We start from the raw sequence: 19,986 nt of genomic DNA, 5'->3' as shown, positions 1-19,986 counted from the left end.
TGCGGACGGGACCGCAAAGGTCCAGAATTGGGTTAATTCCCCCCATCCAGGAGGGGCTTGCGACAGAATACCACAATGTTGGTACGTGTGTTCTTATACGGTTAAAAGAAAGTGAATAAGATACATCCAAAAGAAGTCGGAAATGTGATTAATGTCACAAGCTCTCGCCAGGTTAACCTTTGGAAGCGTGAGGATTTGCATCACCCTCAGCCGGATGAGGTCGCTGAAGAGGTGCCCGTGGCGCTGGTTTATAACGGCATTTCTCATGTTGTCATGATGGCCTCGCCGAAGGATCTGGAACATTTTGCAGTCGGTTTTTCCTTGTCTGAGGGGATCATTGACAGCCCGCGCGAGATCTATGGCATGGATGTGGTTCCCTCCTGTAATGGACTTGAAGTCCAGATCGAGCTTTCCAGTCGCCGTTTTATGGGGCTGAAAGAGCGCCGTCGCGCGTTGGCCGGACGCACCGGCTGTGGCGTGTGCGGGGTTGAGCAGCTCAATGACATCGGTAAACCGGTGCAGCCGCTGCCGTTCACCCAGACTTTTAACCTCTCCAGACTTGATCACGCATTAAGACATCTGAAAGATTTTCAGCCTGTGGGGCAGCTCACCGGGTGTACGCACGCTGCGGCGTGGGTGATGCCATCGGGTGAACTGGCGGGCGGACATGAAGATGTCGGTCGGCATGTTGCGCTGGATAAACTGCTGGGGCGCCGTGCCGCCGAAGGCGAAAGCTGGGTGCCGGGAGCGGCGCTGGTTTCCAGTCGCGCAAGCTATGAGATGGTGCAGAAGTCTGCGATGTGCGGCGTTGAGATTCTGTTTGCGGTCTCTGCTGCCACCACGCTGGCGGTGGAAGTCGCTGAGCGCTGCAATCTGACGCTGGTGGGGTTCTGTAAGCCAGGCAGGGCGACCATTTATACTCATCCGCAGCGTTTAATCGCTGAGTGATTTTGATTCAATTAATTTGAATGAGACGGGCAAATCCTTCCGCTTTTAGTTGTCTGAGTAACGGCCTATTATTTATCACATCAAGGCACGGTGCCTTACTTAAACAACTAAGTTAAAGGGTTTATATCATGAAAAGCATCAAAACTTTTGTCGCAGTTATCGCTCTCGCTACCTCTTTCGGTTCTTTTGCTGCCCAGTCTGTGACCGCGACCGGTTCTACTCTGGAAAGTGCTGAAGCAAAAATCGCCGCTCAGGCTGAACAGGCTGGTGCAAGCTCCTATAAAATCACTCAGGCTTACACCGGTAACCGCGTGCACATGACGGCGGAACTGCTGAAATAAGTTCATCTCCATTGTCGAAAGAGCGCCCTTGAGGCGCTTTTTTTGTGTCTGTCATTATTGTTTTAACAACGACATAAACGCGTCATATCCCGTTAACTCACAAATGGTTTCGGCGGGATGCTGACACAGCACGCTGGCCAGATAGCTGAAGATCTTTAATTCGTGACGTGCGTCAGCGGCAGCGCAAGCAATCAGTACATGGCTGACCGGTTCATTATTGACCTGTACGGGATGCGCCAGAGTAATAAAGAACCCGCGAAAGTGACGCTTCTGTTCGCTCCAGCAGTGGGGGATCGCCAGATGATTGATAATCAGGTTTTCGCCTTCATCTTCGCGGGCGCATATCCGCAGTGCTTCATCACGGGTGATATGTTCCTGCGCCACGAGTTTGTCGCAAATCTGATGGGTAATGTGATGCCAGGTTTCGTCGGCGAGATTCATATAGTGAAAGCTGCCCGGCTCAGAGAAGAAGCGCTCCGGTTGCTGACGAATAAACGCCGTGGCAAGAAAATTTTTGATTTGTTCGGACCCGACTGCGGAAATAATATTTTTAATAGTCAGGACATTTTTTAATGAGTCATCCAATAAATAGTGGCTGTTATTGACGATCAACAGGGGATCAACTTCTTGTCTTATCGCGTACACATCACTGGGAGTGCGTGCAATGATCACCCGACAATTCAATACATCACGTTCAATAGCCTGCTGATTTATGGTGGCAATCGCATTTTGATCGGATAATAAAATGATGGGTTGACGCTCATTTTGGTGCCGCTCCAGCGCACAGGCGAAATAGAGCCCGATCAGATCACTGTCAAACAGCGGAATTTCTAACTGTTCCCGCAGTAGCGCAATGAAGCGCAGGCTCATGTCAAATGCAGCGGGCCAGGCCGCTTTCAGGTTATTCATGCTGCTCTGGCGATGTTCCGGTACCCAAACGGGGGCCGAAACGCATCTCAGCAGGTGACCCGTGATATTTTCAACCAGTTGCGTATCGATAAGGTTCAAAGTGGCGACGCCAGGTACGCGTTGTAGTAAAGCAATCACGGTATCGGCAGACAGGGTCATGGCCTGTTGTTGCTGTTTATCCAGCAGTCCGTGCAGCGTTTTGAACGCGTTCTCGCCAAGATAGATCCCGCCCTGTTCTACGGCATTTTTTAACACTGTATGCCGACATTCAGGCCATGTGCCCGAGAGTTGATTACGCAGTGCATAGACCGCCAGCACCAGACTGGCGAGGTATTCACCCGACGTCAGTGGGAACTCAGCAAGAAGATGTTCACATGCGCTGGTAAGTCGTTCGACAGTGTCTCGCGTCACGCCGGGGAGAGGAATTAACAGCGGGTCTTTTTTGAGCAGATTCGCCAGCAGGACAATCCGTTTTTCTTCTGGTTCATCAACGAAATGGCCCACACCGGGGCGGCTGGAAAGACAAAATGCACGCTCATAGCGTTGCTTCAGTCGCGACAGACGGTCTGCGACCCAGGTTTCCGGCAAATTAAGCGAAGAAGCCAGTTGTACGCGGGGGGTAAAGGTATTGAGCAGCAGAAGTGCCAGCAAACGATCGTCGTTATCATGGCGTTGTAAAAGCTGAAAAAAGCTGCGCCGGTCGATAATGTCCAGTTGGTAACCCGCACTGCCACCAGGCTGAATGCGCGCTTTCCCGCTGAGGGTAAAATTGATGTAATCAATATCGCGCAGGATTGTTCTACCTGAAACGCCAGTTTGCCGCGCCAGCTCGCTGAGTGAGTTAGGCCGTTGTTCAAGAAGGTCGACAAGCGTTAACTGGCGTTCACTGAGCATCAGATCACCCGGCGAAAGTCGGTGAAAGTTTTGATCTGCTCTGCCGTCAATGAAGTCAGCAGCTCACGGACTAACGTAAACAATGCATCATAATCTTTTGCAGAAATCATGCCGCTATTGGCATGCAGATAGCGGGTGGGCAAACAGAGTGCTGCGACGGGGCGCCCGCCACCCATCACATTGTAGCGTCCACCGTCTGTTGCTCCGGTTTTCATGGTACAGAACTGTAAAGGGGCGCCACTGTTTTCTGCACTCGTCCTTAATGCAGCGACCAGCTGTTGATTTGGGAAATAACGTTTATCAAACAGCATGAGCCCTGGACCTTCACCCAGTTTCAATGGGTATTTGGTGTTGTCGATTCCAGGGACATCACCAGCAACAGCAGTATCCAGGACGATAACCACGTCGGGCCTGATGTGTTCTGCTGAGGTTTGCGCGCCGCGCAGCCCCACCTCTTCCTCCACACTGCCCACGCCATAGAGGGTGATATTCGGATTATCGACGGACTGCAAAAGTTCTGCCATCAGGGCGCAGCCGACACGATTATCCAGTGCTTTGCCGACGATTTTGTCGTCGCCCCAGCAGGCAAAGTTCGCCTCTGGGCTAATGAAGTCACCGATCGCAATACCGCGCCTTTCTACCTCTTCGCGGCTGCTTGCGCCAATATCAATGAACATTTCGTCAAATGTCAGTGGTTGCTGTTTCTGTTTTTCGGTGAGGGCATGCGGTGCAACGGAACCGATAACACCAGGGATTTTAAATCTCTTGCGTGTACAAATAGTGACCCGGTGGTTCAGCATCGACTGACTCCACCAACTCCCAATTGTCGTAAAACGCAGAAAACCGCTATCGTCGATATGTGTGACCATAAAGCCGACTTCATCCATATGACCGACGACTGCCACCTTTGGCCCACAATGACCTTTACGAGCAACAAAACTGCCGAGGCCGTCAAACGTCATTTCATCCACGCAGGATTCCAGCTCATTGATGAGAATTGCACGCACTTCTTGTTCATCGCCACTGACCGCGCTGGCTTCGCATAATTGCTGAAGTAACTTAATGTTCATGTTCATGTTCCTGTTGCGCGGTCTTGCGTCTCAGCCACAGCCCTTTCAGGATGATAATCAACGCAATGTTCAGTGCGAGGCCAATAGCCAGCACCAGGTAAAAGGAGCCTACCGGCGACATCAGGCCAATCAGCGGATCAAAAATACCTAATCCCGGCGCGAGGCGTTTGATTCCGAAAGCGATCACCAGCATTCCGGTAATACCACCGGAGAGTGTATTGGCGGTAATCATTGGCAGCGGTGCGGCCAGGGCATAAGGAATTGCGGGTTCGGTGGCGACAGTGGCGCCGACCACAATCGCGCTGCTCGCGGCGGCCTTCTCCTGTGAGGTAAACAGTTTGGGTGTCAGATACGTGGCAATGCCTACCGCGACGGGAGGCATTAGCGCCACTACGCCGACGATGGCGTACCAGTCATAGATATGTTTTTCCAGCAGTGAGAAGCAGAAAAACCATGCGGTTTTGTTGATGGGCCCACCCATATCAAATGCCAGCATCGCGCCAACGAGGAAGGCGGCGCCCATTTTCATGGACGGGGGGATCGTGTTCAGGAAGTGCAGCAGGCCGCTCATCAGATCCGACATCACCGGACCAATAACGTAATACGTCAGCACGCCAAACACCAGCAAAGTGGCGAATGGGATTAGCATCGAGCCAAGCAACGGCTGGAGCGCTTTGCCGAGACGGACTTTGCGAAACCACAGCACGAAATAGCCGATTGCCAAACCCAGTACCACCGCGCCGAGAAAACCAGCACCAGACTGGGTGCCGAGCAATCCTTTGTCGTTAGCCAGATAGCAGACCAGAAACGCCGGGGCAAATGCGGGTTTGTCGGCAATCGACCACGCGATATACGCCCCCATAATGGGGATCATAAAGGTGAAGCCCAGATAGCCGATGGATTCGATAATCCAGGTAAATGACGGCGCACCCTTCGACATATCGGTATACGGCAAGCCGAACTGCACCAGCATATTCGCGATGGCGACCAGGATACCGCCACCGATCACAAACGGGAGCGCAGCGGAAACCCCCGCCATCAGGTGGCTCATTACACTGCCTTGCTGGACATCCTGTTTACCGAGTTTAACGCTACTATCTGCGGTAAACATCTGCGAATGAGAAGGCAACTGTGTGAAAATCTGGTCGATATTTTTTAGCGCCTGGGAAATGGCGATCTCATAGACTTTTTTCCCGGCAAATCGCGCCCGATCGTCACCACTTAAGCCACGCCCGGTGGCTAAAATCACGTAATCGGCGGCGGCAATGTCATCCTGCGTCAGGCGGTTTTCTACACCACTTGCCCCCTGGGTTTCGATTTTAATCGTATGACCGAGCGAGCGTGCTTTTTGCTCAAGCGCTTCGGCCACCATATAAGTGTGGGCGATGCCGGCAGGACAGTTGGTGATTGCTACTAAACGTAAGGATGACTCCATAGCCGCTTCCTTATGAAGTTAAGGTCTGATTGAGCAAAGTCAGTACCCGAGTGGCGTCACCTTGCTTCAGTTGATTGATGAAATCCTGATGGATAAGTTTGCGACACAGGGTGCCGATGATTTTGACCTGATCGTCTTCGCCGGTTTGCGGTATGCCGAGGCAGATCCAACAGTTAACGGCTTCGCCATCGCTGGACTGCCAGTCCACTCCGTGAGTTTTACGGGCAAACAGTACAAAGGGGTGTTCTACGCAGGCGCTTTTGCCATGGGGCACAGCGATACCTGATCCGAATCCGGTAGAATGCAGTTTTTCCCGCATCAGCAGCGTTTGTAAAAACAACTGGCGATCGGTGATCGCGCCATTCCTAAACGCCATTTCCGCGAGTTGTTTCAGAATGGAATAAGTGCTGTTGCCCTGAATATTCAGGTCAATACAACGTACCGTAAGCACTGACATAGAGAGACTCCGTTAAAACCTCTTTTCTACGATTTTAACGATGCTTTCGTATTGAGATGAGCGGCAATATGTCTGAGCGGAGTGACATAATGTGGGCTAAGCATCAACAGGCTTTGTGCACAAGGCCACATTTTGCAACGCGACGCAGAAAGAAATAATGCGCTGATAAACCTCCCGGACGCAAAAAAATGCGATATTTCTCACATTTCTCTCTTTTTATAAACTCGATATAACGTACAGAATAGGGGTGCGTAAAAAGGATGAGGGGGGCTTCAATTAACTAAATGATAATTAACGGAATTAAAAAATCACGCTTTGATAAATTTCACTTTTATATGTGATTGGTATCACAAAAATTGACCATGCAATCAGTCTGTCAATATTACTCGCCTCTGAATTTATCAGCATAATGTGATCTTCATTGCAAATAGCGGACTTGAAGTCAGGGAAAAATGTTTCCACGGGTGCTTCGGAGGAAACGCAATGAAAATTGGTATTGTCATTAGTGGGGGCGATGTGTCTGGAATAAATAATTTCATATTCCAGATTGCCCGACTCGCGGATGCAAAAATTACCTTATTTAATGGTGGTATTCCCGGCTTGCTGGAGAAAAATCATCATGACGTGGCATGGCGCGATTTGGTCGATTTTTCTATCGCGGCAATACCTCTCATTACCTCGGGAAGAACGACCCGTAAGTTGCAGCGTAGCGAATATGAAACGATCGCCAGAAAACTCAAGTCGCTGCACATTGATGTGTTAATTATGGCGGGCGGTGACGGCAGTTTACAGTTTCTCAATACCCTGAGCGAATTTGATATTAATTGTTTTGGCGTGGGGATGACTATCGATAATGATGTTTATGGCAGTCATTATACGATTGGTTTTTCGACCGCCTGTGAACAGATTATTAAGGAGGTTTCTCGTTTACGAAATACGGGCAGAGCGCTACCTGGTCGTGTGTTTATGGTGGAATTATTGGGGGGGTATTGTGGTGAATTAACGCTGCAATCCGCAATTAAATGCAATGCGGATATCGCCCTGATTCCGGAATGCCAGATGTCGCTTGATGCCTTAGCGGAACGGGTAAGTCAAAAACTGACCGTCCAGAATAGCGTGATTATTCTGTGTTCAGAAGGCTACACCAGAGAATATTCTCCCGGTTTTCAGGGGGCGATTGACACCATGATAAAACAGCTCGAACCACGTATTGGCGAGCGCATTCGTAAAACGATTGTTGGTTACGGTTTACGTAATGGCGATCCGACCTGTGAAGAAATTTATCAGGGCACCATCATGGCGAGCGAAGTGGTTCGATGCATCCAGTCAGGGATGAAAAATAAAGCGATTATTATAAATCAAAGCAATAAACCTATTCCGATTGATCTCGTAAGTATGAAAAAACGTCTGGTCGATACAGAAGGACATCATTACAAACTTGCCAAACAACTCAATATTATTTGAGGAGACCTTACATGCTGAAAATTCTTTGCGTATGTGGCTGCGGCCTCGGTTCAAGTTTTGCTATTGAAATGACGGCGAAAGCGGTTTTAAAGAAACTGGAAATTCCTGCGCATATCGAACATACCACGGTATCTGAAGCAGGGGCGTTTAAATCTGACATGATCCTGACGCAAAAAACCTTTGCTGACATCTTAACGGCTGATGCCAGTGAAGAAGAAATTAAACGGGTCGTGGTTCTGAATAAGCTCACGGACAAAGACGAAATTGAAGCCAAAATCGTCGCGTTTTTAAAAGAGCGGAATCTGAAGGTAGCTCATTATGAATAGCTTCGTTGAATTCATCGTTAAAGATTTGCTCGGTCAGGCGTCGATATTAATCGCCTTTATCGCGATGCTCGGACTGATCCTACAAAAGAAATCACCGGGAAAAACCGCAGAGGGGACGTTTAAAACGCTGCTCGGTTTTTTAATCATGATGGCCGGGATCAATATTATTGTCGCCACACTGACCTTCCTGAACGATATTTTTACTCAGGGATTTGGTATGAAGGGCTACATTACCGATGTGGCTGCCATCGCCGGGTTAGCTAACCGTGAGTTGGGCTCAGAAGTGGCGTTAACCCTGATGGTGATTTTTGCCGTCAATATCATCATCGCGCGTCTGACACCGCTGAAATACATCTTCCTGACCGGACAAGCGTTGTTGTGGATGGCGACCATTGGCGCGGTCATTGGCTATAAATCGGGGCTCACCGGACTGCCGTTGATTCTGACCGGCGGGGTTTTTGGCGGCGTGATGGCGGTGCTGATGCCTGCGCTGGCGCAACCGGTGGTCAGGCGCATCACCGGCTCGGATGATGTAGCGCTGGGGCACTTTTGTACTATTGGCTATCTCGTGCAGGCGGCGGTGGCTAAAGTGGTGGGCAAAGGATCTCGCTCCACGGAAGACCTTGAATTACCCGATAATTTCAAGTTCTTACAGGATACCTATCTCGCCATGGCGGTAGTGATGGTGCCGATGTACCTCATTCCGGCGCTGGCGGCGGGTCCGGAATATATCGCCCAGTTCTCCGGCGGCGTGAACTATCTGATGTATGCCTTCATGCAGTCCATTCAGTTTGTGGCCGGTGTCTTCGTGCTCTACAGCGGCGTGCGCTTACTGCTCAACGAACTGGTTCCGGCATTTCGCGGTATCGCTATGCGTATCGTTCCGGATGCAAAGCCCGCGCTGGATTGCCCGGTTCTGTTCCCTTATGCCCCCAACGCGGTGATTGTTGGGTTCCTGGCGACCACTGTCGGTTCCATCATCGGTATGCTGGTGTTCCCGATGTTTGGTCTGGCGATGATCCTGCCGGGTCTGCTAACTAACTTTTTCGCCGGGGGGACCGCGGGCGTCTTTGGCAACGCGCTGGGCGGCCGTCGTGGCGCGATGATCGGCGGCGTAGTTCACGGGCTGTTCATCACCTTCCTGCCTGCGATTCTGGTGCCGATGCTGGAAACCTACGGTTTCACCGGCGTCACGTTCAGCGATTCTGACGTCATCAGTTCCGGCCTCGTTTTAGGCCACGCCTTCCAGAATAACTGGCTGTTTGTCGCGTTGTTCATTGTTTTTGTTGCCGCACTGGCATGGTTCGTAAACGGTAAATCCGCTAAGCCAAAAGGGGAAAATGTTCATGAGTCTGTATAATTTCAACGAGATCCTAAAAATCGGCCAGGAAAGAAATTTCAAAGCGATTGGATCCTTTAACCTGCACTGTATTGAAATGCTGCCTGCGTTTTTTAAAGCGGCGCAAAAAACGAATAGCCCGTTAATGATTCAGATTTCAACCGGGACGGCAGAATATCTGGGTTATCGCCTGCTGGTTGATGCGGTGCGTTCGCTGGCAGAGAGCGAGAATGTCCCGACCTGTCTGCATCTGGATCACTGCTCTGATATCAGCGCCATTGAGACGGCGATGAATGCCGGATTTTCCTCGGTCATGTATGACGGCTCGCACCTGGAACTGGAAGAGAATATCGGTAATACCCGCATCGTGGTGGAGATGGCCAGACCGCGCAATATTACGGTGGAAGGCGAGCTTGGGGCTATTGGTGGCTCAGAGGATGGTAAAGCAGTGGCGGCAGAGGATATCTGCTTTACGACGGTAGAAGATGCCAAACGCTTCGTTGAGGAAACGCGAGTCGACATGCTGGCGGTGTCGGTGGGGACGGTACACGGCCTGTATACCGGCAAGGCACAGATTCAACATCAGCGGCTGCAAGAGATCAGCGCCGCGACCGGTGTTCCACTGGTATTACACGGGGGAACGGGGGTGAGTGATGACGATATGCGCCTGGCCGTCACTGAAGGCATTAATAAAGTGAATGTCGGCACGGAAATGAACGTACAGTGGGTCGACCAGTGTAAAAATACCTTTGAGAAAGGCAAAGTGAATGACAGCGTACGTAAGTTTTTAATTCCGGCAAATAATGCCGTCACCCAGGTATTAATGGAAAAGATCGCGTTATTTAAATAACTCCGTTATTAATAAATGATGTTTTGTTGCCCTGTTGTCCATCAGGGCGGGGGATCGCTATGTTTGAATCTTTGAAATCGTTATGGAAAAAAGAAACACGCCCGCCGGAAGATTATGATGAACAGTCCCGTGTTCTGGCAGGAGAAATCGCCAGGCTGGAAGGTGAACTGCAGGGCAACCCGGGTAATGGTGAAATACAGAAAGCATTAATGCTGATCTATAACCGGGCGCTGTCGGTCTATGCCAAAAGCCAGACGCACCGGCAGGATATTGATTCGCTTTTTGTGCGTATAGATGAGTTGCGTAATGTTATTCGCCGGAATATTTAGCGTCGGGTTTATTAAGCGCTTAGGGAGTCGTCATGACGATAAAAGAATTACTGATCGAGGCCGATGCCATTCAGGTTGGCGTCGCGGAAAACGACTGGCAGAAGGTGATTCAACTGGCGGCCAGACCGTTGGTCGCAAAAGGGTATATTTCAGCGGAATACGGTCAGGCAGTTATCGACAACACCCTCAGTCATGGGGCGTATTATGTATTTGATGAAGGGGTTGCGATCCCCCATGCCCGTCCAGAATGTGGGGTGAAGCGCAACTGTTTTAGCATGGTGCTGTTGGATAAGCCCATTCAGTTTGCCGACAGTGAAGCCGCCGACATTGTCATTATGTTTGGTGCACAGGACAGTAATGCGCATATTGAAGAGGGCATCCGCGCCATTGTCGCCTTACTCGATAACGATGAACGCATGGCGAAGTTGCGGGCGGCACGTTCCCAGGAAGAGGTGGTCGCGTTGCTATGAAACGACACCTCTCGCCGGACTGTAAAACAGTGATTCTGATTAACGGGATCCCCGCTTCAGGTAAAAGTACCATTACTCATCAGCTCTCCGGGACCTTCAGTCTGCCATTGCTGACGATTGATGGGATCAAAGAGCCGTTTATGGCGCGCTTTACGGATATCGACCGACCTTTCAACCGGCAGTTGGGCTGTGCGGCCTATGAGGTGATCTGGTCTATTATCGGCCACGCTCCGGCGAACGTTGTCTGGCTGGTTGATGCCTGGTTTGGCTTTCAGCCTCGCGAGAGGTTGCAACAACTCTTGCAGCAGGCGGGCGTTGAGAAGGTGTTGGAAGTGTGGAATCAGATCACGCCTGAGCTGGCCGTGACGCGCTATGCCACCCGCTTACAGGATCGCAAACCGGGTCATCCCGGTGAGGAGTATCTACCCGAACTGGCGCAACTGGCAGAATGCGCCGAACCGATGCGGCTCGGGCCGGTGTTTACGGTAGATCAACAGCAAACGCTGGATATTGAATCCGTTATCGCCTGGATAGACGAACAAATAGACAAAACCTGAACGGTAGAGTGTCGTTACCCCTTCAAGGGCGCCCGCGGGCGCTTTTTTAGTGTATCCCTACCATTCGCAGCAGCGCGGTCACCACGGCGGCGGCGACGATCACCACAATCAATGGCATCTTACGCCAGGCGAGAAAGACCGCGAACGCCACGCCGAGAACGCGTGCCATGCCAGCAAAATGCTCGCCTTCATAAAAGGTGGTGGCCAGGGCGACGGAAAACAGCAGTACCGTGGCGGCATCGGATAACAGTGCCTGAGCGCGTTCAGAGAGCGCCAGGCGACTGCCCAGTCTGGCGCCGCCGAGGCGCATTAAATAGGTGCCTGCCGATAAAATGGCGATACCGACGATAAACAGCGTCATGTTACCCATTACTTTTTCCTCGTCAGTAAGCCCAGCAGGGAGAGCAGAACTGGCAGCCCGACCGGCGCGAAAGGCACGGCGGCGAGCGACACGGCGGCTCCGCTCAGGCCCCGAATCAGAGTGGTACGGTTTTTAAACGCCGGGACGACGAGAGCCAGCAGGATAGCCGGGAACACGGCGTCCAGCCCGATGGTTTCCGGGGCTGGCAGCAATTGACCCACCACGGTGCCCAGTAGGGTCCCCAGCGGCCACAGAATGGCAACGCCGAGGCCACATAGCCAGTAGGCGGCTTTGCGCTGCTCTGGGGTTTTCTGCGACAGGCCGAACACGACGCTTTCATCGTTCATAATATGGCAGCCGAAAAAACTCGCCGCGCGGGTGCCGACCAGATCCCGTACCGTCACGCCAAACGGAACATGGCGGGCGTTAACCAGTAAACCGGCTGCGGCAGCGGCTAACGGATTACCGCCGCTGGCGACAATGCCGATAAACATAAATTCGGACGCTCCTGCCAGCACACAAATAGAGAGTACAAACGGCACCCACACCGGGAAGCCATAAGCCATCGCCAGTGAACCGTAGGACATCCCAACCACGCCTACCGCCAGGCAGACCAGAAAGATTGCTTTTATCGTGTCTGCCTTCAGACAGGAGAAGAAGTGCGCCATGATTTAGCCATATCGAACGAATTTCCATTATAATGAACGCAACATCAGTGTTTGACAAGATGAACGATTCGTTCGATATAAAAAACATGGAGTCGGGTATGACACAACCCATCAGCGTGATCGCCAAAAGTCTGGTTCGCGAGCGTCAGCGGACGGGTCTGTCGCTGGCAGAAATCGCCCGACGGGCGGGGATCGCCAAGTCGACGCTTTCCCAACTGGAGGCGGGGAACGGTAATCCTAGCCTGGAAACCCTCTGGTCGCTTTGTGTGGCGCTGGATATTCCCTTTGCGCGACTGCTGGAGCCGCAGGTGCAAAAAACGCAGGTGATCCGGTGCGGTGAGGGTACGAAAGTAGTGGCTGAACAGGCGCACTATCAGGCGATTTTACTGGCTGCCTGCCCGCCTGGCGCACGGCGTGATATCTATCTGTTGTTGACCCAGCCAGGAGCCGACCGCATTTCTCAGCCGCATCCACCGGGCTCGATCGAGCATATTATTGTCACGAAGGGAAAAGCGCTGGTCGGGCTGACAGAAGCGCCAGAAGTGTTAGGTGAGGGCGACTATATTTGTTATCCCGCCGATCAGGAGCATATCTTCCAGGCGCTGGAAGCGGATACCCAGGCGATTCTGGTGGCCGAGCAGAGTTTAGCGAACCTGGAATTTCACCGTTATGGTATGCAAAAGGCTCCCCCGAATGATTACTTCTAATTATTTTTTCTCTTAATGCATATTTAATTGTTTTTATGATATTTCGTTTATTTTAGCTCTTTTGTTATATTCCTCACGAACTGAAAGCTTTCTGCGTTTACACAAAGAAAGCTGCATGTTAGTAATTGCTGGCCTGCGGCGCGGTAACAGTTGATTATTATCATCAATTGTAGCCGTTATTAAATATAAAAATAACACATACTATTTTGTTATTCATTTTGCGTATTTCTCAAAGAAATACGCTGTCCATTATTTATTTTCAAGGAGCGCAAATAAATGAGGAAATCGACGCTGGCTTTAGCAATAGGTCTGTTATTAATCGCTAATAATGGTTTTGCTAAAACGCAAAAAATGACGCTGGAACAACGGCTCGAACAATTGGAAGCGCGACTGGAGGCCGCAGAATATCGGGCGGCAAAGGCGGAAAATCAGGTTCAGCAATTACAGACCCAACAGGCAACCGAAATCCGTGAAATTAAGGCGGCACAGGGCAACACGCCAGTTAACGGCCAAACCCCTCCTGAGGAGACGAAAAAGAATGCCGCGACACCGAATCTGCTGCTTTCCGGTTATGGCGATCTGAAAATCTATGGTGACGTTGAATTCAACATGGATGCGGAAAGTAATCATGGCTTGCTGGCAATGACCAATGCCAGTGTTGACCATGACCCGACTAACGAACAGTGGAATATTAATGGCCGGATTTTACTGGGCTTTGATGGTACACGTAAGCTGGGTGAGGGTTATTATGCCGGATTCTCCGCCCAACCGCTGGGAGATATGACCGGTACGGTGAATATCGATGATGCCGTCTTCTTCTTTGGTAAAGAGAATGACTGGAAAGTGAAGGTGGGGCGCTTCGAAGCCTACGATATGTTCCCACTGAATCAGGATACCTTTGTTGAACATTCGGGGAATACCGCCAACAATCTGTATGACGACGGCAGCGGTTACATCTATATGATGAAAGAAGGCCGCGGTCGTTCTGATGCTGGCGGTAACTTCCTCGTCAGCAAGCAGGTGGATAACTGGTACTTCGAGTTAAACACTCTGCTGGAAGAAGGCATTTCACTCTATAACGATGACGAATTCCACGGCCGGAGAATGGATCAACAGAAAAACGTTGCCTATTTGCGTCCGGTTATTTCATGGTCGCAGGATGCGTTCTCGGTAGCTGCTGCGATGGAGTCGAACGTCGTCAATAACGCCTATGGCTACACCAACGCAAACGGTAAATTTGTCGATCAGTCGGACCGTACCGGTTACGGTATGACGATGACATGGAATGGTTTAAAGAGCGATCCGGAGAATGGCATGGTGGTAAACCTGAATACCGCTTATCTTGATGCCAATAATGAAAACGATTTTACCGCCGGGCTGAACGCGCTGTGGAAACGTTTTGAATTAGGTTATATCTACGCGCATAACAAAATTGATGACTTTGAAGGGGTGGTGTGTGATGACGGCTGCTGGATTAATAATAAAGGCACCTATGACATTCATACCATTCACGCGTCGTATCAGTTTGCTAATGTGATGAATATGCAAAACTTCAATATTTACCTTGGCGCATATTACTCAATTCTGGATAGCGAAGGCGATAACGTGAACGGCGACGATTCTGATAATCGTTATGGTGGTCGCGTTCGCTTTAAATATTATTTCTAAACGAAAAAGGCCCGGTAGCGCCGAGGTCTACCGGGCTCATCGATTACTCCAGATAAAACACGTTTTTCAGCTCTGCGCTCACCGGGCTGTTATCCGGATTTGCGGGCATGACGTCGCGCATATGCTTCCACCAGCGCTGACAAACGTCAGTGTTGGCAACGGCGTTCCAGCGTTCTTCGGACTCAATCTCTACGGTCGCAAACAGCAAATTACGCGGCGCATCGAGATAGATCGCGTAATGATGCGCCCCGTGCGCTTTCAGCACAGCTTCCAGCTCCGGCCAGATGGGATTATGCCGACGCTGGTACTCCTCATGTGCGTCGGCATTCACCTGCATCACGAACGCTTTGCGGATCATAATGCCTCCAGATACAGCTCGCGTACTTCGTCACGGCTGGCAGTCCGCGGGTTACACGGCGCACAAGGATCCGCCAGCGCTTTGTCCAGCCAGCCTTCGATATCCTCTTTAGTGACGCCAAGCTGGCTGAAACCAGCCGGAATACCGACACGTTTGCTTAATGCGCGGATGGCGTTGATCGCTTCCATACTTGCTGCTTCATCGCTCATACCACGGGTATCGACACCCATCGCCTGCGCGATGCGGGCAAAACGCGCCACTGCGTTCGGGCGGTTAAAGTTTTCGATAATCGGCAGCAGGATGGCGTTACAAACGCCGTGCGGCAGGTTATGCGTGGCGCCCGGCTGGTGCGCCAGGGCGTGAACCAGCCCCAGGCCGGCGCTGTTGAACGCCATCCCCGCCAGATACTGACCAAACGCCATTTGCTCGCGCGCTTCCAGGTTGTGGCCATCATCGACCGCTTTTGGCAGCCACAGGTTGATCAGGCGAATCGCTTCCAGCGCATTGGCGTCAGTCAGCGGGTGTGCACCAACAGAAACATATGCTTCCACCGCGTGGGTCAGCGCGTCCATACCGGTTGCTGCCGTCACGGAGGCCGGGATTTCCAGCATCACGCTGGCATCGTCCACGGCGATATCCGGGATAATGTTCGGATCGATGATAACCTCTTTCACCTGGCGTCCGGAGTCGATGATCACGGCGTTGCTGGTCATCTCGGCAGCGGTTCCGGCAGTGGTGTTAATGGCAACCAGCGGTACGCCTGGGTTTTTCACTTTCCCCACGCCGGAGTAAGCGGTGGAAGGCCCCGGGTTCGCGGTGAGGATTTTCACGGCTTTAGCGGTATCGATCGGGCTGCCGCCGCCAAAGGCGATGAGGTAATCACAGTTCGCGTCCTGATAAGCCGCGTAGCCTTTTTGCACCAGCGCTTCGGTCGGGTTCGGGAACACCTCATCGAACAGGTGGTACGACATTTTGTGCTCATCCAGCGCCGCAAACAGACTGTCGAGCAGGCCCAGCTTAACCAGTTGACCGTCGGTGACGATCAGCGCTTTTCCCCATTGCTTATTCGCTACGAGGTTCACCATATCGCCAATCGCGCCCGCGCCATGCAGACTGATTTTCGGAAGTGCCAGCATAAAGCTCATGTTGTTTCTCCTTAAAGTGATGATATTTCCGGCGGCAAAACTCCATGTCGCCGGAGGGATTCAGATTCGTCGTCGTTGCATCATTCGGCGGGTAAGAATTGGCAGCGAGATCACCACGATCAGCATCGCGCCGATAATGATCGACATCACGATGCCCGGCACGTTGAGCAGGCTCAGGCCGAAGGTCACCAGCCCCATCAGGAACGCTGCGATGATGACGCCGGTCATGCTGCCGGAGCCGCCGAGAATATTGACGCCACCCAGCACCGCCATTGTTACCACGGCCAGCTCCCAGCCCATCGCGATGGTGGGACGCGTACTGCCGAGTCTGGAAGTGAGCAACACGGCGGCCAGTCCCGCCATGAGTCCGACCAGAGCGAATAAAATCAGGTTGTGACGTTTCACGTTAATGCCGGAGTACCACGCGCCCACCGGGTTATTACCGATGGCGTAGGTGCGGCGACCAAAGTTCGTTTTGTGCAGCAGGAAGGTGAACACGATCGCCAGTACGATAAACAGCGCAAACTCGAACGACAGCGCGCCCCAGACGTAGCCCTGACCAAACCACGTAAAGCTTTCCGGGTAAGCATTCAGCGCCTGATCGCCGAGTAAAATGTAGGTTATGCCGCGATACAAACTCATGGTGCCGATGGTGATCACGATGGATGAGAGATTAAACCGCGTCACCAGGATGCCGTTCAGCAGCCCGCACAAGAGTCCGGTTCCCAGCCCGACGCAGACCAGCAGGGGCGTATCCATTCCCGCTGCCGCGCAGAACCCCATGGCCGTCGAACTCAGCGCCAGAGTTGACGCCACCGAGAGATCAATTTCCCGGGCGATAATCAGCATCGCCATGGGCAGCACGATGATCGCTTTTTCGGTGAAGTTGAACGTTGCGTCGGAGAGATTCCAGATATTAAGGAAGTACGGCGAGGCCAGCGCGTTGACGATAAATACCGCCAGGGTGACGGCGAACAGAAAACCCTCCCAGCACAACAGGCGTTGCCAGACCGCGCGCGTATCGGGGGCGCGTTCGATCGCTTCAGACGTCATCACTTTATTCATGAGTTCACCGCCTGTTTTTGCCGTGCCAGCGCTGCGTTGCGCAGAATTAACCGGCCTTTGTGTTTATTGCTGCGTTCGTTGAGCAGAACGGCAATCACGATCACCGCGCCGGAAATAGCCATCTGCCAGAAGGGTGAGATGCCAATGACGGGCAATGCGTTATTGATCACGCCAAGGAACAATGCGCCACACAGGCAACCGAGAACGCGACCGATTCCTCCCATTGTACTGATACCCCCAATCACACAGGCTGCCACAACCTGTAACTCAAAACCGTTAGCTACATCGACATAGGCAACAGCGAATCGGGAAATCCACAGGTAGCCGCAGAAACCGGCGAGGGCACCCGACAGGCAGAAGCTGATGAACTGCATTTTCCCGGCGTTGATCCCGGTGTAATACGCCGCAGTGGCATTCCCGCCTGCGGTGTACAGCGCTCGTCCTGTGCGGCTGTAGCGCAGGAAGTAGCTGACTACGATAACGGCGGCGATGGCGCACCAGCTCAGTACCGGCAGGCCAAGCAGAGCAAAACGAGGAAGGGCGAGGAAGCTGTCGCTCATCTGATGCGAGTTAATCCAGCCGCCGTTCGACAGCAAAAAGATAATGCCGCGATAAATGCTCATGGTACCGAGCGTGACCACTATCGCCGGGATACCTAATTTCCAGACCAGCAGACCGTTGATCATTCCCATCACCAGACCGCAGGCGGTTGCCAGTAATATCAACGCCCAGACGGGGATCTCAGGATGCTGGAAGTTGAGCAGGGCGACGATCATCCCGGTCAGCGCCAGATTGGCGGCCATCGACAGATCGATACCTTTGGTCAGTAGTACCATCATTTGCCCGAGCGCGAGGATGAGCAGAATCGAGGTGTCATTGAAGATTTCGGCCAGATTGCCAGGAGAGACAAACGACGGGACGCGACTGCCGATGGCGGCGATCATCAGGAGAATAACCACTGCCAGCAGGGCTTCGCGGTGTTTGAGCAGGCGCTGAATCATTATGCTGCCTCCTTATTGATGCCGCTGGCGGCGCTGACAATGGCCTCCGCTGTGGCTTCACCGGCGCGGTATTGCGCGACCATCAGCCCTTCGTGCATGACGATAATTCTGTCTGCCATGCCCATCACTTCCGGGAGTTCAGAGGAGACCATGATCACCGCCAGCCCTTGCGCCACCAGTTCGGACATAAACTGGTGCACCGCCGCTTTTGAGCCGATATCGATGCCTTTGGTCGGTTCGTCGAGAATAATCACTTCAGGATGGGTGGCGAGCCATTTACCAATCACCACCTTTTGCTGATTGCCGCCGGAAAGCGTTTCGACCGCCTGACGCCAGCTAAACGCTTTGACCTGCAGGCGTTTAGCATAGCTGTCCGCCAGTTGCCACTCTCGCGCCGCATTGAGTACGCCACGCGGATTCAGCTTACTCAACTGCGGCAGGCTGATATTCTCGGCGATACTCATTTCAATGATTGCCCCCTGTTTTTGTCGTTCTTCCGGCACGCAGACAATACCAGCGCGAATCGCATCGGCAGGCTGATGAAAATGAATGGCCCGTCCGTTGAGACGGATTTCACCGTGAGAAGGCCGGGATACGCCGGACAGCGCCTGCATCAATTCGGTCCGTCCTGCCCCCACCAGCCCGTAGAAACCGAGGATCTCCCCTTTTCTCAGAGTGAAATCAATGTGGGCAAATTCAGTGGGATGGCAGAGATCTTTCACCTCCAGTACCGTCTCGCCTTTCTCGCAGGCCACTTTCGGGAAAGTCTGGGTAATCGCGCGTCCTACCATCATGGCGACCATCCGCTCTTCGCTAATCTCATGAATGTCGCCGGAACTGACGAATACGCCGTCGCGTAGAATGGTGTAGTGATCCGCCAGCTCAAAGATTTCATCGAACTTGTGGGAGATAAACAGAATCGCTTTGCCTTCCTGCTTCAGGCGCTCAACGATTTGATAGAACTCCAGAATTTCGTGTTGCGACAGTGCGGCGGTCGGTTCATCGAGAATCACTACCTGGGCCTCAAAGGAAAGCGCACGGGCAATGGCCACCATATGGCGCTGGGCGATGCTCAGGGTTTTCAGCGTGGCGCGCGGATCGATCTGCACCTCAAGGCGGGTGAGGATCGCCTGCGCCCGACGGTGCATTTCTGGCCAGTCGAGCTTTTTGAAAAAGCCTTTATACAGGTATTGGCCGACAAAAATATTCTCAGTCACCGACAGCTCATCGAACAGCACCGTTTCCTGATGAATCGCGGTAATGCCGACTTTATGCGCCGCTTCCGGCGTCGGGAGCTGAACAGGAATAGCCTTGTAGAGGATTTCCCCCTCATCAGGCTGATAGATGCCGGTCATGACTTTGACCAGCGTGGATTTCCCCGCGCCGTTTTCGCCCACCAGCGCGGTCACTTTGCCTGGCCAGAGATCGAGCTGCACGTTCTCAAGGGCGCGCACGCCGGGGAATATCTTGGTGATCCCATGAAGTTGCAATAAAGGGGTGGACATGTCGGTTCTCCTCTTCATGTAGTGTTGCCGGATGGCGCTAACGCTTATCCGGCCTACAAAACGTATCGGTACCCGCAGGCCGGATAAGCACAACGTCACCCGGCGGCGTGACCCAGGGA

21 protein-coding genes and 1 pseudogene are annotated in these 19,986 nt (G+C 52.4%); 11 read left to right on the top strand and 11 right to left on the bottom strand.

Annotated elements, in window-relative coordinates; genetic code table 11:
* Positions 1-111: 111 nt before the first annotated feature.
* Together fdhD and ACQ0PY_RS23525 are read left to right on the top strand one after the other, a co-directional pair.
* On the top strand, positions 112-948 hold the full coding sequence (fdhD, locus tag ACQ0PY_RS23530; protein ID WP_044265169.1) for a formate dehydrogenase accessory sulfurtransferase FdhD: 837 nt from the start codon (positions 112-114) through the stop codon (positions 946-948).
* Positions 949-1,076: 128 nt separating this feature from the next.
* A complete protein-coding gene (locus ACQ0PY_RS23525; RefSeq protein ID WP_042998873.1) occupies positions 1,077-1,289 on the top strand; it encodes a YdgH/BhsA/McbA family protein in 213 nt (70 codons plus the stop codon).
* Between the two features lie 54 nt (positions 1,290-1,343).
* Here ACQ0PY_RS23525 and ACQ0PY_RS23520 read toward each other — a convergent pair whose 3' ends face one another.
* Genes ACQ0PY_RS23520 through ACQ0PY_RS23505 form a run of 4 tightly spaced genes read right to left on the bottom strand, consistent with a single transcriptional unit; the run spans position 1,344 to position 6,054 of the window.
* Positions 1,344-3,092, bottom strand: a complete 1,749-nt coding sequence (locus tag ACQ0PY_RS23520) for a putative frv operon regulatory protein (RefSeq protein ID WP_109739659.1) — start codon at positions 3,090-3,092, stop codon at positions 1,344-1,346.
* Positions 3,092-4,162 carry an aminopeptidase gene (locus ACQ0PY_RS23515; protein ID WP_044265173.1) on the bottom strand — a complete coding sequence of 357 codons (1,071 nt, stop codon included), beginning with the start codon at positions 4,160-4,162 and terminating at the stop codon, positions 3,092-3,094. The genes ACQ0PY_RS23520 and ACQ0PY_RS23515 overlap by 1 nt, the downstream gene beginning before the upstream one ends.
* A complete protein-coding gene (locus tag ACQ0PY_RS23510) occupies positions 4,152-5,597 on the bottom strand; it encodes a PTS fructose-like transporter subunit IIBC (RefSeq protein ID WP_044265175.1) in 1,446 nt (481 codons plus the stop codon). The genes ACQ0PY_RS23515 and ACQ0PY_RS23510 overlap by 11 nt, the downstream gene beginning before the upstream one ends.
* Positions 5,598-5,607: 10 nt before the next feature.
* The gene (locus ACQ0PY_RS23505; RefSeq protein ID WP_044265178.1) at positions 5,608-6,054 is read right to left on the bottom strand and encodes a PTS fructose transporter subunit IIA; all 447 of its coding nucleotides are present in this window, start codon (positions 6,052-6,054) and stop codon (positions 5,608-5,610) included.
* A gap of 483 nt (positions 6,055-6,537) precedes the next feature.
* Between ACQ0PY_RS23505 and ACQ0PY_RS23500 the strand changes: the two genes are divergently transcribed.
* Genes ACQ0PY_RS23500 through ACQ0PY_RS23470 form a run of 7 tightly spaced genes read left to right on the top strand, consistent with a single transcriptional unit; the run spans position 6,538 to position 11,389 of the window.
* Positions 6,538-7,518, top strand: a complete 981-nt coding sequence (locus tag ACQ0PY_RS23500; protein WP_044265180.1) for a 6-phosphofructokinase — start codon at positions 6,538-6,540, stop codon at positions 7,516-7,518.
* Positions 7,519-7,529: 11 nt separating this feature from the next.
* Complete coding sequence (locus ACQ0PY_RS23495; protein WP_042325486.1) at positions 7,530-7,844, top strand: PTS sugar transporter subunit IIB; 315 nt, start codon at positions 7,530-7,532, stop codon at positions 7,842-7,844.
* A complete protein-coding gene (locus tag ACQ0PY_RS23490) occupies positions 7,837-9,204 on the top strand; it encodes a PTS sugar transporter subunit IIC (protein ID WP_042998879.1) in 1,368 nt (455 codons plus the stop codon). Before ACQ0PY_RS23495 ends, ACQ0PY_RS23490 begins: the two co-directional genes overlap by 8 nt.
* Positions 9,191-10,033, top strand: coding sequence for a class II fructose-bisphosphate aldolase (locus ACQ0PY_RS23485; protein WP_042998880.1), 843 nt, complete (start codon positions 9,191-9,193; stop codon positions 10,031-10,033). Before ACQ0PY_RS23490 ends, ACQ0PY_RS23485 begins: the two co-directional genes overlap by 14 nt.
* Positions 10,034-10,092: 59 nt before the next feature.
* On the top strand, positions 10,093-10,362 hold the full coding sequence (locus ACQ0PY_RS23480; protein WP_042998881.1) for a hypothetical protein: 270 nt from the start codon (positions 10,093-10,095) through the stop codon (positions 10,360-10,362).
* Between the two features lie 32 nt (positions 10,363-10,394).
* Entirely contained in the window at positions 10,395-10,832 is a 438-nt protein-coding gene (locus tag ACQ0PY_RS23475; protein WP_044257193.1) for a PTS sugar transporter subunit IIA, read from the top strand.
* Positions 10,829-11,389, top strand: coding sequence for a P-loop nucleotide/nucleoside kinase family protein (locus ACQ0PY_RS23470; protein WP_044265183.1), 561 nt, complete (start codon positions 10,829-10,831; stop codon positions 11,387-11,389). Before ACQ0PY_RS23475 ends, ACQ0PY_RS23470 begins: the two co-directional genes overlap by 4 nt.
* Before the next feature lie 46 nt (positions 11,390-11,435).
* On the opposite strand, the gene ACQ0PY_RS23465 is transcribed toward ACQ0PY_RS23470, so the two are convergent.
* Together ACQ0PY_RS23465 and ACQ0PY_RS23460 are read right to left on the bottom strand one after the other, a co-directional pair.
* The gene (locus ACQ0PY_RS23465) at positions 11,436-11,759 is read right to left on the bottom strand and encodes an AzlD domain-containing protein (RefSeq protein WP_042998884.1); all 324 of its coding nucleotides are present in this window, start codon (positions 11,757-11,759) and stop codon (positions 11,436-11,438) included.
* Positions 11,759-12,418, bottom strand: coding sequence for an AzlC family ABC transporter permease (locus ACQ0PY_RS23460; RefSeq protein ID WP_042998885.1), 660 nt, complete (start codon positions 12,416-12,418; stop codon positions 11,759-11,761). Before ACQ0PY_RS23460 ends, ACQ0PY_RS23465 begins: the two co-directional genes overlap by 1 nt.
* 98 nt (positions 12,419-12,516) lie before the next feature.
* Between ACQ0PY_RS23460 and ACQ0PY_RS23455 the strand changes: the two are divergent.
* Both ACQ0PY_RS23455 and ACQ0PY_RS23450 read left to right on the top strand, forming a co-directional pair.
* Positions 12,517-13,062 (top strand): annotated as a pseudogene (locus tag ACQ0PY_RS23455) (helix-turn-helix domain-containing protein); the annotation flags it as partial.
* A 339-nt stretch (positions 13,063-13,401) separates the two neighbouring features.
* Positions 13,402-14,793, top strand: a complete 1,392-nt coding sequence (locus ACQ0PY_RS23450; protein WP_109739658.1) for a carbohydrate porin — start codon at positions 13,402-13,404, stop codon at positions 14,791-14,793.
* A gap of 43 nt (positions 14,794-14,836) precedes the next feature.
* Here ACQ0PY_RS23450 and rhaM read toward each other — a convergent pair whose 3' ends face one another.
* The 5 genes from rhaM to ACQ0PY_RS23425 are packed head-to-tail and all read right to left on the bottom strand — an operon-like array spanning position 14,837 to position 19,867.
* Positions 14,837-15,151 (bottom strand): L-rhamnose mutarotase, encoded by a 315-nt coding sequence (gene rhaM / locus ACQ0PY_RS23445; protein ID WP_042998889.1) that lies wholly within the window; start codon positions 15,149-15,151, stop codon positions 14,837-14,839.
* The gene (gene fucO, locus ACQ0PY_RS23440) at positions 15,148-16,296 is read right to left on the bottom strand and encodes a lactaldehyde reductase (RefSeq protein ID WP_042998890.1); all 1,149 of its coding nucleotides are present in this window, start codon (positions 16,294-16,296) and stop codon (positions 15,148-15,150) included. Before fucO ends, rhaM begins: the two co-directional genes overlap by 4 nt.
* A 60-nt stretch (positions 16,297-16,356) precedes the next feature.
* On the bottom strand, positions 16,357-17,361 hold the full coding sequence (locus ACQ0PY_RS23435; RefSeq protein WP_042998891.1) for an ABC transporter permease: 1,005 nt from the start codon (positions 17,359-17,361) through the stop codon (positions 16,357-16,359).
* Positions 17,358-18,362: an ABC transporter permease gene (locus tag ACQ0PY_RS23430; protein WP_109739657.1), complete on the bottom strand. Its 1,005-nt coding sequence runs from the start codon at positions 18,360-18,362 to the stop codon at positions 17,358-17,360. The genes ACQ0PY_RS23435 and ACQ0PY_RS23430 overlap by 4 nt, the downstream gene beginning before the upstream one ends.
* Positions 18,362-19,867, bottom strand: coding sequence for a sugar ABC transporter ATP-binding protein (locus tag ACQ0PY_RS23425; RefSeq protein ID WP_044265190.1), 1,506 nt, complete (start codon positions 19,865-19,867; stop codon positions 18,362-18,364). The genes ACQ0PY_RS23430 and ACQ0PY_RS23425 overlap by 1 nt, the downstream gene beginning before the upstream one ends.
* Positions 19,868-19,986 lie beyond the last annotated feature (119 nt).

The sequence above is a fragment of the Citrobacter sp. LST-B2 genome (genome assembly GCF_057983045.1).
This window is presented reverse-complemented; position numbering and strand designations above follow the sequence as displayed.

Excerpts from the sequence above, each read along its gene's own strand:
- ACQ0PY_RS23525 (WP_042998873.1), top strand. The coding sequence starts at position 1,077 with ATGAAAAGCATCAAAACTTTTGTCGCAGTTATCGCTCTCGCTACCTCT.
- ACQ0PY_RS23520 (WP_109739659.1), bottom strand. The coding sequence starts at position 3,092 with ATGCTCAGTGAACGCCAGTTAACGCTTGTCGACCTTCTTGAACAACGG.
- ACQ0PY_RS23515 (WP_044265173.1), bottom strand. The coding sequence starts at position 4,162 with ATGAACATTAAGTTACTTCAGCAATTATGCGAAGCCAGCGCGGTCAGT.
- ACQ0PY_RS23510 (WP_044265175.1), bottom strand. The coding sequence starts at position 5,597 with ATGGAGTCATCCTTACGTTTAGTAGCAATCACCAACTGTCCTGCCGGC.
- ACQ0PY_RS23505 (WP_044265178.1), bottom strand. The coding sequence starts at position 6,054 with ATGTCAGTGCTTACGGTACGTTGTATTGACCTGAATATTCAGGGCAAC.
- ACQ0PY_RS23500 (WP_044265180.1), top strand. The coding sequence starts at position 6,538 with ATGAAAATTGGTATTGTCATTAGTGGGGGCGATGTGTCTGGAATAAAT.
- ACQ0PY_RS23495 (WP_042325486.1), top strand. The coding sequence starts at position 7,530 with ATGCTGAAAATTCTTTGCGTATGTGGCTGCGGCCTCGGTTCAAGTTTT.
- ACQ0PY_RS23490 (WP_042998879.1), top strand. The coding sequence starts at position 7,837 with ATGAATAGCTTCGTTGAATTCATCGTTAAAGATTTGCTCGGTCAGGCG.
- ACQ0PY_RS23485 (WP_042998880.1), top strand. The coding sequence starts at position 9,191 with ATGAGTCTGTATAATTTCAACGAGATCCTAAAAATCGGCCAGGAAAGA.
- ACQ0PY_RS23480 (WP_042998881.1), top strand. The coding sequence starts at position 10,093 with ATGTTTGAATCTTTGAAATCGTTATGGAAAAAAGAAACACGCCCGCCG.
- ACQ0PY_RS23475 (WP_044257193.1), top strand. The coding sequence starts at position 10,395 with ATGACGATAAAAGAATTACTGATCGAGGCCGATGCCATTCAGGTTGGC.
- ACQ0PY_RS23470 (WP_044265183.1), top strand. The coding sequence starts at position 10,829 with ATGAAACGACACCTCTCGCCGGACTGTAAAACAGTGATTCTGATTAAC.
- ACQ0PY_RS23465 (WP_042998884.1), bottom strand. The coding sequence starts at position 11,759 with ATGGGTAACATGACGCTGTTTATCGTCGGTATCGCCATTTTATCGGCA.
- ACQ0PY_RS23460 (WP_042998885.1), bottom strand. The coding sequence starts at position 12,418 with ATGGCGCACTTCTTCTCCTGTCTGAAGGCAGACACGATAAAAGCAATC.
- ACQ0PY_RS23450 (WP_109739658.1), top strand. The coding sequence starts at position 13,402 with ATGAGGAAATCGACGCTGGCTTTAGCAATAGGTCTGTTATTAATCGCT.
- rhaM (WP_042998889.1), bottom strand. The coding sequence starts at position 15,151 with ATGATCCGCAAAGCGTTCGTGATGCAGGTGAATGCCGACGCACATGAG.
- fucO (WP_042998890.1), bottom strand. The coding sequence starts at position 16,296 with ATGAGCTTTATGCTGGCACTTCCGAAAATCAGTCTGCATGGCGCGGGC.
- ACQ0PY_RS23435 (WP_042998891.1), bottom strand. The coding sequence starts at position 17,361 with ATGAATAAAGTGATGACGTCTGAAGCGATCGAACGCGCCCCCGATACG.
- ACQ0PY_RS23430 (WP_109739657.1), bottom strand. The coding sequence starts at position 18,362 with ATGATTCAGCGCCTGCTCAAACACCGCGAAGCCCTGCTGGCAGTGGTT.
- ACQ0PY_RS23425 (WP_044265190.1), bottom strand. The coding sequence starts at position 19,867 with ATGTCCACCCCTTTATTGCAACTTCATGGGATCACCAAGATATTCCCC.